The 17,342-nt window shown below is 42.0% G+C and carries 14 protein-coding genes; 11 read left to right on the forward strand and 3 right to left on the reverse strand.

Annotation, left to right across the window (positions count from 1 at the left end):
• The first annotated feature begins 246 nt into the window (after positions 1 to 246).
• From ABV001_RS11070 to ABV001_RS11110, 9 genes are all read left to right on the forward strand, one after another.
• Positions 247 to 606, forward strand: coding sequence for a DUF7674 family protein (locus ABV001_RS11070; RefSeq protein WP_352422859.1), 360 nt, complete (start codon positions 247 to 249; stop codon positions 604 to 606).
• Positions 603 to 680 (forward strand): K(+)-transporting ATPase subunit F, encoded by a 78-nt coding sequence (gene kdpF, locus ABV001_RS11075; protein WP_323424298.1) that lies wholly within the window; start codon positions 603 to 605, stop codon positions 678 to 680. The genes ABV001_RS11070 and kdpF overlap by 4 nt, the downstream gene beginning before the upstream one ends.
• Positions 681 to 759: 79 nt before the next feature.
• The gene (kdpA, locus tag ABV001_RS11080; protein ID WP_352422860.1) at positions 760 to 2,448 is read left to right on the forward strand and encodes a potassium-transporting ATPase subunit KdpA; all 1,689 of its coding nucleotides are present in this window, start codon (positions 760 to 762) and stop codon (positions 2,446 to 2,448) included.
• 20 nt (positions 2,449 to 2,468) lie between these two features.
• Positions 2,469 to 4,481 carry a potassium-transporting ATPase subunit KdpB gene (gene kdpB, locus ABV001_RS11085; protein WP_352422861.1) on the forward strand — a complete coding sequence of 671 codons (2,013 nt, stop codon included), beginning with the start codon at positions 2,469 to 2,471 and terminating at the stop codon, positions 4,479 to 4,481.
• 21 nt (positions 4,482 to 4,502) lie between these two features.
• Positions 4,503 to 5,063 (forward strand): K(+)-transporting ATPase subunit C, encoded by a 561-nt coding sequence (locus tag ABV001_RS11090; protein ID WP_352422862.1) that lies wholly within the window; start codon positions 4,503 to 4,505, stop codon positions 5,061 to 5,063.
• Positions 5,064 to 5,242: 179 nt separating this feature from the next.
• Positions 5,243 to 6,364 (forward strand): sensor protein KdpD, encoded by a 1,122-nt coding sequence (locus ABV001_RS11095; RefSeq protein ID WP_323424203.1) that lies wholly within the window; start codon positions 5,243 to 5,245, stop codon positions 6,362 to 6,364.
• Between the two features lie 52 nt (positions 6,365 to 6,416).
• On the forward strand, positions 6,417 to 8,150 hold the full coding sequence (locus ABV001_RS11100) for an ATP-binding protein (protein ID WP_352422863.1): 1,734 nt from the start codon (positions 6,417 to 6,419) through the stop codon (positions 8,148 to 8,150).
• A gap of 56 nt (positions 8,151 to 8,206) precedes the next feature.
• Positions 8,207 to 9,541 (forward strand): sigma-54-dependent transcriptional regulator, encoded by a 1,335-nt coding sequence (locus tag ABV001_RS11105; RefSeq protein WP_352422864.1) that lies wholly within the window; start codon positions 8,207 to 8,209, stop codon positions 9,539 to 9,541.
• A 326-nt stretch (positions 9,542 to 9,867) separates the two neighbouring features.
• Entirely contained in the window at positions 9,868 to 11,001 is a 1,134-nt protein-coding gene (locus tag ABV001_RS11110; protein WP_352422865.1) for a metallophosphoesterase, read from the forward strand.
• A 1-nt stretch (position 11,002) separates the two neighbouring features.
• Here the strand turns inward: ABV001_RS11110 and ABV001_RS11115 are convergent, their stop codons facing one another.
• Positions 11,003 to 12,301 (reverse strand): UDP-N-acetylmuramoyl-tripeptide--D-alanyl-D-alanine ligase, encoded by a 1,299-nt coding sequence (locus ABV001_RS11115; RefSeq protein WP_352422866.1) that lies wholly within the window; start codon positions 12,299 to 12,301, stop codon positions 11,003 to 11,005.
• Positions 12,302 to 12,319: 18 nt separating this feature from the next.
• Complete coding sequence (locus ABV001_RS11120) at positions 12,320 to 13,489, reverse strand: C1 family peptidase (RefSeq protein ID WP_352422887.1); 1,170 nt, start codon at positions 13,487 to 13,489, stop codon at positions 12,320 to 12,322.
• A 496-nt stretch (positions 13,490 to 13,985) separates the two neighbouring features.
• Here ABV001_RS11120 and ABV001_RS11125 point away from each other — a divergent pair, with 496 nt between their 5' ends.
• Both ABV001_RS11125 and ABV001_RS11130 read left to right on the forward strand, forming a co-directional pair.
• Positions 13,986 to 14,438 carry a hypothetical protein gene (locus ABV001_RS11125; RefSeq protein ID WP_502929873.1) on the forward strand — a complete coding sequence of 151 codons (453 nt, stop codon included), beginning with the start codon at positions 13,986 to 13,988 and terminating at the stop codon, positions 14,436 to 14,438.
• 10 nt (positions 14,439 to 14,448) lie between these two features.
• A complete protein-coding gene (locus tag ABV001_RS11130; RefSeq protein WP_352422867.1) occupies positions 14,449 to 15,117 on the forward strand; it encodes a ribonuclease H1 domain-containing protein in 669 nt (222 codons plus the stop codon).
• 129 nt (positions 15,118 to 15,246) lie between these two features.
• Here ABV001_RS11130 and ABV001_RS11135 read toward each other — a convergent pair whose 3' ends face one another.
• Positions 15,247 to 17,292, reverse strand: a complete 2,046-nt coding sequence (locus ABV001_RS11135; RefSeq protein WP_352422889.1) for a beta-galactosidase — start codon at positions 17,290 to 17,292, stop codon at positions 15,247 to 15,249.
• Between the last annotated feature and the right edge of the window lie 50 nt (positions 17,293 to 17,342).

Consider the following 17,342-nt stretch of genomic DNA (forward strand, 5'->3'; position numbering starts at 1 on the left):
ATGGCGGACGCCTCAGAACCGGTCCGCCTCGGTTCTCCACCTAAAATACAATACAGGAATTATAAAAACGAATGATTAACAAATAATCCACATGGTGGATAAAGGGCTTTAGCTTTTACGCTATGCGGAAATTAGTACAACAATATTAAATTAAAGAAGGAATATGATGTTGACAGTTATATTAGTAGCGGCAGGTATAGCCTGTTTCGGATTATTTTATAAATCAATTGATTTTTTTGAAAAAATATGAGACCAAAACTACGACAATATTTAAAGGAGTGCATCCCGGAAGTCTATTCTTACGATATAGCAAGTAAAGATATAGATAAAGAATTAGAGGATTATAAAATCCTTCATCATTTGGGTCTGTTTTGTGCAGGACATTTTGGAGAATCAGTAGTCAATGAAGTTCTGAAAACGGTGGATTCGTTATATAGGTCGAATGACCTATTCATACAGAATGCGATAGAAAACGAATTTCTTGCAGTTTTGGTATTAAGTCTTGGGATAGATAATTTATTAGAAATAATAAAGACAATTCCACAAAATTTACAAACTGGGTATATAAAAGTGCTTTTAGAAATAACAAAAGAAAATGGAATATGATAGCATTATTAGTTGTTGCAATTGGAGTGTTCGGATATATCTGTTACGTTCTGATAAAACCTGAAAGATTTTGAGTAAAAAATGAGACATGGAAAATAGAAACAGTAGGAATTATTACAAAATTCATTCAGCACTGAAATAAAAAAGAAAAATATGAACACAGAAATTTTAGGAATAATCGTAATGTTTACCTTATCTGTATTGCTGGCAATACCGTTAGGTAAATACATTGCAAAAGTTTACGGAGGCGAGAAAACGCTACTTGATCCGATCTTCAGTCCTATAGAAAGGATATTTTACAAGATCAGCGGTATTAATACGCAAACTGAAATGAACTGGAAACAGCACATGGTAGCATTACTCACCATTAATATGGTCTGGTTTTTATTGGGAATGCTCATTTTGATGACACAAGGCAGCCTTCCGTTAAACCCTGACAAAAACCCGAGCATGTCAGCCGATCTGGCTTTCAATACAGTTATCTCATTTGTAGTGAACTGTAATTTACAGCATTATTCAGGAGAAACCGGACTAAGTTATATTGGTCAATTTTGGCTGATGTTCCTGCAATTTGTAAGCGCCGGAACGGGAATGGCAGCTGCTGCCGTGATATTCAGGGCATTCAGGGATAAGTCCACAACAAAACTCGGAAACTTTTACAACTTCTTTGTAAAGTCTTGCACTCGAATCTTACTGCCGGTATCCTTTGTTATTGCTATCATATTAGTTTTCGAAGGTACACCGATGACATTTGAAGGTAAAGATACCATCACCACCCTGCAAGGGGAAACGGTAGAAGTGTCAAGAGGCCCCGCGGCGGCTTTTGTCGCAATTAAACACGTAGGGACCAATGGAGGAGGTTTCTTCGGGGCAAATTCTTCCCATCCGTTTGAAAACCCTTCCTACTTGACCAATATGGCTGAAATGATCGGTCAACTTATCATCCCTATGGCGATGGTTTTCGCCCTTGGCTATTTTATCGGAAGAAGAAAACTTTCCTTGATGATATTTGGCGTGATGACAGCCGGCTTTTTGATACTCGCTATCCCGAATATCAATATGGAGATGAACGGCAATCCGGCAATCGCAGAAATGGGAATTGACAACTCGCCGGGTGCAATGGAAGGCAAGGAAATCCGTTTAGGCGCTCCTGCATCCGGATTTTGGAGTATTGTTACCACAGTCATATCTACCGGTTCAGTCAATTCCATGCACGACAGCTCCATGCCTTTATCGGGTATGAATGAGATGCTGGCCATGATGATCAACAGTTTCTATGGCGGTGTTGGCGTGGGAATCCTTAACTTTTTTGTCTTTATTATCATTGCTGTATTTATCAGCGGATTGATGGTTGGAAGAACACCGGAATTCTTAGGTAAAAAAGTGGAAGCAAGAGAAATAAAGATAGCCATGATCATAGCCCTGTTACACCCGTTCCTTATTTTGGCGGGAACAGCTTTGGCCGCCGCATTACCGCAATACACTACCGAAACATTAAACAATCCGGGATTTCACGGGCTTAGCGAGATGCTGTATGAATATACCTCGGCATCTGCAAACAATGGCAGTGGCTTTGAAGGACTGGGAGATAATACGCTTTGGTGGAACATCAGCACCGGGTTTGTCCTGATACTTGGACGTTTCCTGCCCATTATAGGCCCGGTAGCAATTGCCGGACTGTTAGCCCGAAAGAGATACATTCCCGAGAGTGACGGAACCTTAAAAACCGACACAGTAACATTCGGGCTGATGGTATTTGCGGTAATCGCCATTGTGGCAGCTTTGGCATTTTTCCCTGTATTGACCCTCGGTCCCATTGCGGAGTATTTTTCATTGTATTAATTGATTAAAGAAATTTAGAAATGAGTAAAAATAATAATTCATTGTTTCAGAAAGAATTGGTTCAGGAAGCCTTGAAGCAGTCTTTCGTGAAGCTCAATCCGAAAACGATGTTTCGAAATCCGGTCATGTTTACCGTGTTGATTGGAACATTGGTTATGCTCATCGTCAGTTTGTGGACTTTGGCAGGAGCGCAAGGTCAGGGAAGCTTCGAATACAACTTTTTAGTCTTCATTGTTTTAATGCTCACATTGTTGTTCGCGAACTTCGCCGAGGCCATTGCAGAAGCAAGGGGAAAGGCACAGGCCAACAGCCTCCGTAAAACACGGGAAGAAACTCCCGCAAGGTTACAAAATGGGAAGACCATTTCTTCTGCCCACTTACAGAAAGGCGATGTTTTCATTTGTGAGGCGGGCGATGTTATCCCGTCAGATGGAGAAATCATTGAGGGATTGGCAACCATAGACGAAAGTGCCATTACCGGGGAAAGCGCCCCCGTCATCCGGGAAGCAGGGGGAGATAAAAGTTCGGTTACAGGCGGTACAAAAGTTCTATCGGACAGGATAGTGGTACAAGTTACGACACAGCCGGGAGAAAGTTTCCTTGATAAAATGATTGCTTTGGTAGAGGGTGCAAGCCGTCAGAAAACACCAAATGAAATCGCACTGACCATATTATTGGCAGGTTTTACACTGGTATTCATCATCGTATGTGTAACCTTGAAACCGTTTGCGGACTATACGAATGTTAGTATTACCATAGCATCATTTATCTCTTTGTTTGTCTGTTTAATCCCGACCACGATTGGCGGTCTGTTGTCCGCTATCGGTATTGCGGGAATGGACAGGGCATTGAGAGCCAATGTAATTACCAAAAGCGGTAAAGCCGTGGAAACAGCAGGGGATATTGATGTTCTTCTGTTGGATAAAACAGGGACTATTACTATCGGAAACCGTAAAGCAACGCATTTTCACCCTGCCAACGGTATAGATGAGAAAAGTTTGATCAGAGCGGTTGTATTAAGCTCAATGGCAGACGAAACGCCCGAGGGGAAATCCATAATCGAACTTGCAGGCATCAACCCGTTGAGCTATGAGATAAATAATCCCAAGTTCATCAGATTTACAGCCGAAACCCGTAATTCGGGTATTGATTATGAGAATACACGTATCAGAAAGGGCGCAACCGATGCCATTAAGAATCTTGTTATAGCAGCGGGAAATCCTTTCCCAAGGGAAGTGGAAGAAACCGTTAAAGCTATTTCCCAAAACGGGGGTACACCTTTGGTGGTGTCAGAAAATGAAGAGGCTTTGGGCGTGATTGAATTACAGGATATCATCAAACCAGGTATTCAGGAACGTTTCGAGCGTCTGCGTAAAATGGGTATCAAAACTGTTATGGTAACGGGTGATAACCCTTTGACCGCAAAATTCATTGCTGAAAAAGCGGGAGTTGATGATTTCATCGCTGAAGCCAAGCCCGAGGACAAGATGGACTACATCAAAAAAGAACAAACTGAAGGGCGTTTGGTGGCGATGATGGGTGACGGTACGAACGATGCACCTGCGTTGGCCCAGGCAGACGTTGGCGTAGCAATGAACAGCGGAACACAGGCGGCAAAGGAAGCCGGGAATATGGTGGATCTGGATAATGACCCGACCAAACTAATAGAGGTTGTGGAAATAGGTAAACAGTTACTGATGACAAGAGGAACACTAACCACGTTCAGTATTGCCAATGACGTAGCAAAATATTTTGCCATTATTCCGGCATTGTTTATCACGGCAGTTCCGGCATTGCAGGGGCTTGACATTATGCGTTTGCATTCGCCCGAAAGTGCCATTCTATCGGCTGTTATTTTCAATGCGGTTATTATTCCATTGTTAATTCCGTTGGCACTCAAAGGCGTTGCTTACAAACCCATCGGGGCAAGTGCCCTGTTACGCAGAAACCTGTTTATATATGGTTTGGGCGGTGTGCTTATTCCCTTTGTGGGGATAAAGCTGATTGATATGGTAGTGTCGGTTTTCTTTTAATTCACCAAAAACAATATAAAAATGAAAAAACATATTTTACCCGCAATCAAACTTACCGTTGTTATGATACTTTTTTTTGCAGTATTGTATCCTTTGGTAGTCTGGGGTATTGCACAGTCCGCTCCCAATTCGGGCAAGGGAGAAATTATTGAACACAATGGTAAAAAGCATTATGCCAACATCGGGCAGTCCTTTTCCGAAGATAGATATTTCTGGTCACGCCCATCAGCGGTAGATTACAATGCAGGGGGCTCGGGCGGAAGCAACAAAGGTGCTTCCAACGAAGAATATCTTGCAGAAGTACAGGTCCGGATAGATACTTTTCTGCTACATAATCCTGAAGTAAAAAAAAACCAAATCCCTGTCGATTTAGTAACAGCAAGCGGTAGCGGGCTTGACCCGGATTTTTCGGTACAGGCAGCAAAAGTCCAGATAAAACGCATTGCCAAAATCAGGAATATCGACGAAGCAAAGCTGAACCAACTCATCGAAGAGCATACAGAAAAACCACTTTGGGGATTGTTCGGCCCCGAAAAGATAAATGTGTTGAAATTAAATATAGCATTGGACGAGCTGAAATAATTAAAAAATGAAATGCAATGACAATAACTTCGCTGACGGTTTGTTGTTAATAATAATGGCGAGTATTGTAGTAATTTTATTATTTTATCTTTGTAGGGAGCGTTGGCAAAGAAACCGATATGAGTGACTACCGTGGGTAAACAGCCACGTTACTGTTGAACGCTTATAATACAAAAACAATGGACGAGAGGAAAAGTGCCAAACATTTTTTGGATTTGATCCAAAAATCCCGAAAAGGGAAATTTAAACTTTATATTGGTATGATTGCCGGAGTCGGTAAAACCTATAGGATGTTGCAAGAAGCGCATATTCTTTTGGAAGGAGGTGTCGATGTCAAAATTGGCTATATTGAGACGCACAACAGAAGGGAAACTATAGCTTTATTAGAAGGGATACCATTGATTCCCAGAAGAAGGATCTTTTATAAAGGTAAAGAACTGGAAGAATTGGATGTGCAGACAATAATAAATTTGCATCCGGAAATTGTTATTATAGATGAATTAGCCCATACCAATGTTGAAGGAAGTAAAAATGAAAAACGTTGGCAAGATGTGCTGGAAATATTAGAAGCGGGTATTAACGTGATAAGTGCGGTAAATGTCCAGCACATTGAAAGCCTGAATGAGGATGTCAAAAGGATAACAAACATAAATATAAGAGAGCGGATTCCAGATAGAATTGTGACAATGGCGGATGAAGTAGTCAATATCGATCTATCTGCGGATGATTTGATAACAAGGCTTAAAGACGGGAAAATATATCCGGAGGATAAAATACAGGCAGCCTTATCCAACTTTTTTAAAACAGAACATATCCTTCAATTAAGAGAACTGGCATTGAAAGAGGTCGTAGGTCATGTTCTGAAAAAAGTAGATGATGAAGTGCCATCTTCTAAACCGTGGTTGCATAAAAATTTCATGGCATGTATCGGGAGTAATGGGAAAAAAGCGAATAATATAATTAGAAAGACAGCTCGTTTGGCCAATTATTATAGTGGTGAATGGTATGTATTGTATGTGCAAACCCCACGGGAAAGAGCGGAGAAAATAGCTTTGGACAACCAGAGAAAACTAATTAATAGTTTTAAAATGGCTGTTGAGTTGGGAGGGCAGGTGATACAGTTAAAGCATAGAAATATACCGATGGCTATTTTGGAGCAAGCTATCAAAAAAAATATATCAACGGTATGTATTGGAATACCTTATATTAGCAGATGGCGTATGATAATATATGTTGGGCTATATAAAAAAATATTGGAAGAATTAAAAAAACAGAGTATAGACTTAATTATTTTGTCATAAAACGAGCATGATAATTGTCCATATACTATAACATGGCGAAAACGATTTACGTATGAAAATAAAGACTAAATTAACATCCGGAGTAGGATTGCTTTTGGGGTTGATCATCCTATTAGCAGGCGTAAGTATCTGGTACATAAATAATTTAAAGAAAGATACGAACAACATATTGACAGCTAATTATAATACCTTGGAATATTCGAGGAATATGTTACTTGCCTTAGATGAATTTCATATAGATCCAAGTGCCATCTCCACTTTTGAATTGAATCTCACAAAACAGAAAGAAAACCTGACAGAAATCGGAGAATCTGATATAACGTTGAAGATTTCCAATATCTTTTCGGATTTAAAACAGGATATAAAGAATGATAGCCTCCAAGTGGTGATCCGAAAAAATATTACCACATTAATGAAGTTAAATATGGATGCAATCGCGCTAAAAAGTCAGATTGCGAATAATACTGCGGAAAATGCGATTGGTTGGATTATAATAACAGGCGTCCTGTGCTTCATTATTGCTTTTGCTTTGCTTATTAAACTACCGGGGGATATAGCCAATCCAATATTGCAACTCACTGAAAGCATCCAGCAAATCGCTAATCATAATTATAATCAGAGAATTGACCTTGAAAAACATAATGAATACGGAGACCTGGCGAAATCATTTAATATGATGGCTGAAAAATTAGATGAATATTCAAATAGCAAACTGGAAAAAATACTCAAAGAAAAGAAACGAGTTGAAACGCTTATTGATAATATGCGTGATCCTGTTATAGGATTGGATGAGAATAAGATAATTATATTTGTCAACAATGAAGCCTTAAAAATAACAGGACTAACACGAAATGAAATTCTCAATAAGCCAATTCAAGATATTGCTGTAACGAATGACTTGATACGTACCCTTATTGTTGACCTCATTAATCCTTCAGCCAAAAAGGATAATACTCCATTGAAGATTTTTTCTGATGATAAGGAATGTTTTTTTGAGAAGGAAATTATTAATATTGAAATCAATAAAACAGGAGAAAATACAACAGAGTTAGCCGGTTACGTTATCTTATTGAAAAACATAACGGTTTTCAAAGAATTAGATTCTGCCAAAACTAACTTTATTGCTACCATATCACATGAACTAAAAACACCTATATCTTCAATAAAGATGAGCACCCAATTACTTGAAAATAACCAAACAGGGATTTTAAACGAAGAGCAAAAGCAACTGATTGAAGGGATCAAGGATGACAGTACGCGACTTTTAGAAATAACGGGGGAACTTCTAAAGATGTCTCAGGTTGAAACTGGAAATATCCAGTTGAATATTCATGCCACAGATCCAAGGCTTATTGTCAATTATGCTGTAGAAACAACTAAAATACAAGCAGAACAAAAGAAACTCTCGCTCAAAGTAAATGTTGAGGCTGATATTCCACAAATTCTTGCGGACGCTGAAAAAACGGCATGGGTATTAATCAATTTTTTAACTAATGCTATTCGTTATTCGATTGAGGAAAGTGAAGTTATTATCTCCTTAGAAAGAGAACCGCAAGGTGTCCTCTTTTCTGTAAGAGATTTCGGTAAAGGAATTGAATCCAGGTATAAACGGAAAATATTTGAACGCTATTTCCAGATTCCGGGAAGCTTGAAATCCGGATCGGGATTAGGCTTGGCTATAAGCAAAGAGTTCATTGAAACACAAGGGGGAACAATCGGAGTGGATAGTTCACCTGGATTGGGCAGTACTTTCTTTTTTATCCTACCCTATAATAAGTTTTTATAGAATAAGATTGACCCTTAGTTTCTTTCAATATTTTAAATATTTATTACAACATAATTATGAAAAGTGTATTATTAATTGATGATGAGGAAAAGCTTCGCAAATTAATGGCCCGAATCATAGAATTGGAAAAGATAGATGTTATTCAAGCGGAAAATGCAATGAATGGTTTAAAATGGATGGAAAAACAAGAATTTGATGTAATTATCTGTGATGTCAGATTGCCAGACGCAAATGGAGTAGAATTGATTCCGAGAATAAAGAAAATGCAGCCTTTTGCGGAAATTATCCTTTTAACGGCATATGGGAACATTCCGGATAGCGTTCAAGCAATAAAGAATGGAGCCTTTGATTATATAACAAAAGGGGATGATAATAATCGAATAATACCATTGGTTTATAGGGCATTAGAAAAGGTGGAACTGTCAAGAAAAATCAGTTCGCTTGAACAAAAAATTGAACAAAAATACTCTTTTAATCATATTATAGGAAAATCACCCGGGATATTAGCCGCAATAGAATTAGGGAAAAAAGTTGCCCAAACCGATGCTACAGTATTACTGACGGGAGAGACTGGTACAGGAAAAGAAGTCTTTGCACAATCTATTCATTATGAGAGTAATAGAAAAAATAAATCTTTAGTAGCAATTAATTGCTCTGCCTTTAGTAAAGATTTATTGGAAAGTGAACTATTTGGATATAAAGCAGGTGCATTTACGGGAGCCTTGAAAGATAAAAGGGGATTATTGGAAGAGGCGCATGAGGGCACTTTGTTCCTTGACGAAATAGGAGAAATGCCTACTGAGCTTCAAGCTAAAATATTAAGAGTTATCGAAACTAAAGAGTACATGAAAATTGGGGATACAAAGTCCCAAAAGGTGGATGTTCGAATTATCGCTGCGACCAACCGGACATTGGAGAAAGAGATTAATACAGGAAACTTCAGACAGGATTTGTTTTACCGTTTATCTATATTTAAAATACATCTACCTCCTTTAAGAGAAAGAAAGTCTGATATTAAACTTTTCGTAAATGATTTTGTGAATTTCTTTTCGACTAAATTCAATAAGAAAATTACCGCGGTATCTTCCGAATACATGGAAAAATTAGAGCATAATATCTGGAAAGGAAATATAAGGGAACTGAGAAATGTGATAGAGCGTAGTGTAATACTATCTGATGGAGATATAATTAATATTGAAACATTGCCGACTGAAATACAATATCCAGACGTTGAATTTTTGGAAACAAATATGGCATTGGCTGAGGTTGAAAAGATGTATATAAAAAAAGTTTTAGACTATACGAAAGGAAATAAAACTGAAGCTGCCCGAATTCTTAAAATAGGGATAGCCACCCTATATCGAAAAATAGAAGAATACCAAATAGCATAGTTGGAAGCCCATTTTCAAACAGAAGATTATATTAAGGAAAGCAATATCCTTTATACCATCCTCCGCAATACGGATTATGCAGACAGTGTACCCATATTGCAAATGTGCCACTGCAAAGGTTATTTGGGAGTATCCCACGAACTACCGGCATTCCGGCACAAGAGAACCGTACAAAAGACAGCAAGAAAGAAAAGGAACATTTTCGTTAAGCAATACGGGCAGAAAGCAAACAGGTTTGCTTTCTGCCGTTGCGAGAAAATGACTAACTTTAGTGAACGTTTTCGTCAAACTAAGCGTTTTTAATATCATCCTAAAATTTTCATGACATGCGCGCACTGGTCAATGCATTTATCATACACCTTACAGTGAATATTTTGGTTTTCCTAAAGGGTTGGAATGCCTTTGAAGGGAAAAAAGCCATGCGTATCATAATGATCATCGTTTTCGGGGCCGAACTACTCATCTATTCGACCGGTTTTATTTTCTACCGCCATCTCCCGGATGCAGTCACTCAATTTATCAGGGTGATGGGCACCAGTTGGATGTTATTCCTTTTATATTGTAGCGGTATATGGTTGGCAATTGATCTGGTCAATGGAATACGACTAAAAATATCACACAAGCCATGGCGTATAAGGGACCAATCTGCCCGGTTCAAAATCACAACCTATCTTGTTACCATACTGATAGTTGCCGGCATTATGGCCCATGGCAGATATCGATTCATGCATCCGGTAGTACAACAGGTGCCGGTAACAGTCCATAAATCGGCCGGAGAAATGGATTCAGTCCGCATTGCGATGATCGGAGACCTGCATCTGGGCTATATGATCAACAGGAAGCATACAAAACGATTTGTAGATTTAATTATGGCACAACAACCCGACCTGATCCTTTTTGTGGGAGATATTATTGATGGATACATTGAACCTATACTCCAACAACGGATGTATGAAGAATTCCTGCGTTTAGATGCTCCGCTGGGAGTATTCTCCTGCACCGGAAATCATGAATATCGTTATGATGTGGAGGAAAAGATCAAATTATTGAACAACTCAGGAATCACGATATTACGTGACTCTGCAGTATTGATTGACAGTAGTTTCTATGTTGTGGGGCGTGAGGACAAGGTTGTGCCTACCCGAAAACCGCTACGAAAAATACTTTCCGATCAGTCGGTTGAGATGTCAAGACCGGTGATCGTATTGAATCACACACCCGACAATCTGGCAGAAGAGGCAGATGCCGGAGCGGATATCGCCCTTTACGGCCATACGCACCATGGACAAGCCTTTCCCGGAAACATCGCTACTGAGTTGACGTTTGAGGTTGCCCATGGATATAAGAAAAAAGGAAACACGCATATCTATGTAACCTCCGGCATTGGACTTGTCGGACCGCAATACCGCATCGGTACAGTCTCGGAAATGGTGATGCTGACTGTAAGATTCAACGAATAACCTACAGGCTATCGACTACCTTTTCCAGATGGACCGAATGGGAGCCTTTCAACAGGATATATCGATTGGAGACAGGCTCCTTTTTCAGCGTCTCTATTAACACCTCCACATTATCAAACAACCGGAAAGTATCATTTTCCACGATCCACTTGCTGAAGAAAGGACCTACCAGATAGATCTTATCGTAAGGTTGCTTCTTCAAAAACTCCACCATCTTCTCATGCTCATCCTCACTGCTTTCCCCCAATTCTTTCATCTCTCCCAGAATCACTGTTTTGGGTAACGATGAAGGTATGGAAGAAAAGAACTCCAAGGCAGCTTTCATGCTGGTAGGATTTGCATTGTAGGCATCGATGATCAGGTCATTTCTTTCGGTGCGTTTAAACTGGGACCGATGGTTTGTAGGTTCATACTCTTCCAACGCCGCACTGATCCGTTCAGCATTAATCCCGAAAAATTTTGAGACCGCCACTGCAGCAATCGCATTATCAAAATTGAATTCACCCACCAGCCGCGTTTTAACACGATAGGAACTATCGAAGAAACTCCAGTCGAATTCAAGAAAAGGATTCGCATGGGCAATCGTACCCGAAGCAAAAAGCGACGGGTCATTCTTGCCATAAAGGATCCGGTCCATCCCCTCCGACCGGTCATAAAGGATCTGGTTATCTTTGTTTACAAACACTTTTCCGCTGCGCTCACGGATAAAATCATATAATTCGCATTTGGTGTCAACCAAGTTCTCGAAACTGCCGAACCCTTCCATGTGCGCCTTACCCACATTGGTAATAATGCCGTAATTGGGTTCTGCTATCTCACACAGTTCCCTGATATCTCCCGGGCGACTGGCTCCCATTTCCACCACACCTATTTCATGGGATCTATTCATCGACAACAAGGTAAGCGGGACTCCAATATGATTGTTAAAATTCCCCTGGGTATAGGCAACCTTAAATTCTTTCGACAAAGCTACGGCGATCAACTCCTTTGTTGTAGTTTTTCCATTTGTTCCTGTGATGCCGACAATAGGTATTTTCAATTTCTTCCGGTGCCAATTGGCTAATTTCTGAAGAGCCTCCAGCACATCTTTCACCAGAATGATCCTGTCGTTCTCCCTCTCCGGCTCTTCGTCCACCACCGCATAGGCGCATCCTGCTTCGATCGCTTTTTCCGCATACAGATTGCCATTAAATCTCTCTCCTTTCAGGGCAAAGAAGATGGAGTCTTTGGAACACATCCGTGAATCGGTGGTGACGGAAGGATATTGAAGGAAAAGATTATATAGTTCCACGGTTTCCATATAGCTTAAGCTAAATGATTACAAACCCAATTTCGCTGCAATCTGTGCGGGAATAGCATCCCGATGTAAGACAATACTCAGAGTTTTATAACGTACGAAAGGGTCAGAAGCATACCACAAACCTTTGTAAGGACCGGTTTCACCCCACGAATTCTTCACCATGTAAAACTTATTTCCATCTTTATCCGTAGCAATGCCGTAGATTTGCATACCATGATCGTCCGTAGTCTGATAATTATTGAATGATTCTTGCCTCATTTCCTGTGTGATCATTTTTTCCGCAAGCACTTGCGTTCCTACGCGTGTCTTCAGGTCAGCATCCCGCTCCCGGGTAGAAAGCCCAAGCCATTTGGCTTGATCGGAACCCGCATTCTCAGCGGCATTCTCGTCGGGAATGATGGCAATCCCCTCACGGGAGAAACCGGCCTCGCTTACATCGGAAGCCCAGGCAATGGTATATCCGTTCATGATAGCGCTCTCCATTACCTCCATCAGTTCGTCAACAGGCAGGTTATAAGAATTAGCCCAGCGCCAGTTATCGGGTACTTCAATTGCAAAAGACTGGTAGAAAGGGTGGTGCGTAAAGGAAGTCAGCGAAATATAATCTTCCTGTTTGAGACCAAGAAACTCCTTGAAGGTATGTGGACTATACTGTTTGCCTTGGTAGGTAAACGTTTGCGGTAAAGGGCCGAGATAAGTATCCAGTATAGACGAGAATGCATCGGACCACACGGGAGAAAGGTTCCGTGCACCGATAATTCCGTCCATATATCCTTTCAGGACTTTATCCAGTTCGCCGTGATTATGCGTTTCGGAACCGTAGTTGAGTCCCCGGTAAGCATCCTCAGGCATTATTCCATATTCATTGATAGTCTCCACCACATCGGCAAAAGAGCCTCCCGCCGAGAAATTCAGGTTCCCATGCAAACGGGCATATTTCTGCGCCTTATCTTCATAATTTCTACGTACGATATACATTTCAGAGAGATCAAACTCCCCTTTTCCCATACGGATCAGTTCTGACTCCAACATTCCGACCCCCGAAAAACTCCAGCAGGTTCCCGAACTGGCCTGGTTCTTTACCGGGGTAATGGGATTTTGCTTTATTACCGAGAAGTTATACGCTCCCTGTGCCGAAACGGCTACTGCGGCCAGAAAGAAAATAAAGACCGCAATCAATCTGTTCATCATAATAGTTGTTTGTTCAGTTGTTATTCAATTGTTATTCAGTTGTTATTCGGTTGTTATTCAATTGTTATTCAATTGTTATTCAATTGTTGTTCAATTGTTATTCGGTTGCATTTACGTGCGAAGCGCGAATAACACGAAGTGAATAACGCACGAAGTGCGAATAACGGCGAAGCCGAATTACTATTGAATCGGCGAAGCCGAATTACTATTGAATTGGCGAAGCCCAATAACTATTGAATAACGCAAAGCATGAGTACAAATATAGCGAAAGGTGAATGCAATCGTGGGTGCTTGCACACAAAGATTGCTGAACCGCATCCTATATTCTACAAATATACCATAATTTGGGGAATTACCGGCGATTTTAGGTGACGATTTTCCATAAAATATTCGAAAAGGAGAATTTCCACTATCTCAAATAAATTATTTTCAATCGTATAGAACTCGAGAAAATCATGTACTTTTGCAGACGAAATCTTTAAATTCGTTTTATATGGATGATGTAAGACCCACAAAGAAAAGAATGCGCAAGGGACTACTGTGGTTCCTCGGAATAGTGATACTTGCCCTCGGGATTTTTATGTATGTTCGTTTTTATTATGTATTCGGTACCGGCGTAAAAGCCGGAGAGTTAAATTATCTGGTCTATAAAGGCGTTGTTTTCAAGACCTACGAGGGTAAACTGATCCAATCGGGTTTCCGTGCCGACAGGCCCGGAGGACTACAGTCGAATCAGTTTGAATTTTCAGTAGTAGACAAGGAAATTGCAGAGCAACTGATGATATCCAGCGGCAAGAATGTGCAGTTACATTACAAGGAATATTTCGGCAAACTGCCTTGGCGCGGATATACCAAATTTATCGTGGACAGCATCATCATGATAGAGGAGAAGCCAAATAGGGATCTGGAAGAGGAGTTGACTCCCTATATCCTGGAATCGATGTAAGGGAGGATGAATGGCAAAAAAGAAGTTTTATGTTGTTTGGAAAGGAGTAAAGCCGGGGATTTATAGTTCCTGGGATGATTGCAAGGCGCAGGTTTACGGTTTTGAGGATGCTCTCTACAAATCGTTTCCTACCCAGGAAGAAGCTGAAAAGGCATTCTCAGAAAATCCGTGGAAATCGCTGAACAGCCAGCAAGGAAAAAAAGGAAAATCCGCAGCATCCACCAAATTCGCATCATCAACCAAACCTACAGCAACCGCTAAACCCTCGGCAAAAATCCTACCCGACAGTATTGCGGTAGATGCCGCCTGTGCCGGGAATCCCGGTTTGATGGAATACCGGGGCGTGTTGGTGGCGGACGGCAAAGAGATTTTCCATATAGGCCCCATGGAAGAAGGGACAAACAATATTGGCGAGTTCCTCGCCATTGTGCATGCGCTGGCGCTGCTCAAAAAGAGAAACAGCACCATCCCCATCTATTCCGACAGCGTGAACGCCATGAAATGGGTAGTCAACAAGAAATGTAAAACCAAACTGGCGCAGACGCCCGGTAACAAACCGATCTTCGAATTAATTGAACGTGCGGAGAACTGGCTCCAGTCCAACAGCTATTCCAATCCGATCCTCAAATGGGAAACAAAACTCTGGGGTGAGAACCCTGCCGATTTCGGGAGGAAATAATTTCCGAAGCCACCTGCCATTCCCCTTGGCTAAAAGTTACTTTTTTAAAAGAAAACATCCTCCCCTTTTTGACCTGTGTACCGGACGCGAAAAGTGGACTGTACCGGACGCGAAAAGTACGTCGCAAATTCATTCTTTCCATACGGTAACTCCTGCGGGCTCCAGTTCTTTGCTTCCGATGAGAATCGTTGCCTTATCGGGAATATGTATCGTTTGTTTTTCCGAAGAGTAATTCAACGCGATATAAAAACCATCGCGCCACTCCACTATAACACCTTCCGGCAAATCCAACGTTTTTATATTGGCACCGGCATACAGTTTTTTCAATACCTCTTTTTCCAGTTTGCCGTCATCGGTGTCCGCACCGATAAAGGTGACACTTCCCTTGCCTACTTTCCGGTGGGTGACGGCGGCCTTGCCTTCGTAGAACTGGTCATCATATGCGCCCCACACGTCAGTGCCGGATTTGGGTGTAACCACATCGCCCCAGTTGTTCCACGCGTAATCGTTCCCGTCCATTTTGACGACCGACCATTTGTCCGGCGGGAGATGGTCGTAAAAAAGATTTTCTGCACCGATCAATTCATAAATCGGCTCGCTCAATTTCATTTCCCATAATTGGGCTTCTCGGTTCTTCTGTCCTGTCCGGCAAGTAATCACCAGCTGCCCGCCGTTTTCGGCATATTGCCTCCACCGGTCAACCAGATCATTGTCCAACAACTCATAAGCCGGAACGACAAGTACGGGATAGGCTTCAAAATCATCATTGTCAGAGATGATATCCACCGATGCCCCAAACGATTTGAACGTGTTGTAATACTTCATGAGGTGCCCTCTCGAGCTCCACTGCCATGTCTGCGGCTGGAAGTTCATTTCCCATTCACTGTCGATGTCGTACAGGATAGCGGTTTTCCGTCGCGCCACATCTTCCGGCATCCGGGCGTTGCGGTCGAAATTTTCTTTCAACGCCGCCATCTCCTTGATGGTCTGCATATACTCCTCCCCACCGGGAGAAGGTGTGACGCCGTCAGTCAGGATCATCCCGTAATGGTATTGCTCGCTACCTTTCAGCGGCTGGCGAAAACGGTAGTTGCATACGAACTTGCCGCCTCCGGCCATCACGTGGTACAGCCACAAACGGATCGCCCCCGGGTACGGCTGCGGGTTATAGCCACCCCAGTTGACCTGCCCGGGTTGTAATTCCATCACGCCATACACCTTGCCCGGATAGTTGCGATAAGTGTCGTTATGGAATGCCAGAGCGTTGCTCGAGCCCATTCTAAAACCCTGATCGCCATGCCCGTTATCGCCACCATTCACCAGGTAGCGCGTATAAGTATGGAAATCCAACCTGTCCATCCTGTTGGGATCCACAGGATGATGGTTGGGCATGGTGTTGGTGGTAATCCACTGGTCGGGCGATATGTATTGGCGCAGCACATCGGCCTGGTCGTTTACAAAGGAGGCTACTTCATCGGAACAGAAACGCTGGAAATCGAGCATGGCATGTGGGTTGGCTTTTTCCGGCAATTCTCTGGCGTTAGGGATGCGCACCTGTTCGAAGTTCTCGTAAGTCTGGCTCCAAAAAGCATTGCCCCACGTAGCATTCAAATGATCGATTGTCTCATATTTGTTTTCCAGCCATACCTTGAATTTACGTTGGGCATTGTCGCTGTAGTCCACCACGCCGTAATGCGACGGTTCGTTGTCTATCTGCCACCCCACAATCACGTCACTGTTCCCATAGCGTTTGGCCAGTTCGGTCACAATTTTTTCCACATACTCCCTGTAGGTGTCGCTCGACCACGAAGCATGCTGGCGCCTGCCATGCTGTATGACGATTCCCATTTCGTTTTTAGTCAGCACGTCGGGATGTTTTTCAGTAAGCCATACGGGGGGTGTGGGGGTTGGCGTGCACATCACGACCTTCAAGCCATGCTTTTCGGCAAGCCCCACCGCCGTGTCCAACCAAGAGAAGTCATATTGTCCCTCCTGAGGTTCCATGGCTCCCCATGCGAACTCGCCATAATGGGTAAAATCGAATCCCATCTCCGCCATCTTTTCTATATCACGCTCCCATTGTTCCCGAGGCCATTGCTCGGGATAATAGTATGTCCCGAAAAGCATGATATCTTCCGATTTGAAGAAGCGCTCTGCCAATTGTCCATATAGCATGGTATCACACAACAACAGACAAACTGTCGCAAACAAATAAATAACATCTT

It is taken from the genome of Proteiniphilum sp. (assembly GCF_040307845.1).
Classification (GTDB): domain Bacteria; phylum Bacteroidota; class Bacteroidia; order Bacteroidales; family Dysgonomonadaceae; genus Proteiniphilum.

Coding starts and splice junctions, on each gene's coding strand:
- kdpA (WP_352422860.1), top strand. CDS start 760: ATGAACACAGAAATTTTAGGAATAATCGTAATGTTTACCTTATCTGTA.
- ABV001_RS11110 (WP_352422865.1), top strand. CDS start 9,868: ATGCGCGCACTGGTCAATGCATTTATCATACACCTTACAGTGAATATT.
- ABV001_RS11130 (WP_352422867.1), top strand. CDS start 14,449: ATGGCAAAAAAGAAGTTTTATGTTGTTTGGAAAGGAGTAAAGCCGGGG.
- ABV001_RS11135 (WP_352422889.1), bottom strand. CDS start 17,292: ATGCTATATGGACAATTGGCAGAGCGCTTCTTCAAATCGGAAGATATC.
- kdpF (WP_323424298.1), top strand. CDS start 603: ATGATAGCATTATTAGTTGTTGCAATTGGAGTGTTCGGATATATCTGT.
- ABV001_RS11070 (WP_352422859.1), top strand. CDS start 247: ATGAGACCAAAACTACGACAATATTTAAAGGAGTGCATCCCGGAAGTC.
- kdpB (WP_352422861.1), top strand. CDS start 2,469: ATGAGTAAAAATAATAATTCATTGTTTCAGAAAGAATTGGTTCAGGAA.
- ABV001_RS11100 (WP_352422863.1), top strand. CDS start 6,417: ATGAAAATAAAGACTAAATTAACATCCGGAGTAGGATTGCTTTTGGGG.
- ABV001_RS11115 (WP_352422866.1), bottom strand. CDS start 12,301: ATGGAAACCGTGGAACTATATAATCTTTTCCTTCAATATCCTTCCGTC.
- ABV001_RS11105 (WP_352422864.1), top strand. CDS start 8,207: ATGAAAAGTGTATTATTAATTGATGATGAGGAAAAGCTTCGCAAATTA.
- ABV001_RS11090 (WP_352422862.1), top strand. CDS start 4,503: ATGAAAAAACATATTTTACCCGCAATCAAACTTACCGTTGTTATGATA.
- ABV001_RS11095 (WP_323424203.1), top strand. CDS start 5,243: ATGGACGAGAGGAAAAGTGCCAAACATTTTTTGGATTTGATCCAAAAA.
- ABV001_RS11120 (WP_352422887.1), bottom strand. CDS start 13,489: ATGAACAGATTGATTGCGGTCTTTATTTTCTTTCTGGCCGCAGTAGCC.
- ABV001_RS11125 (WP_502929873.1), top strand. CDS start 13,986: ATGGATGATGTAAGACCCACAAAGAAAAGAATGCGCAAGGGACTACTG.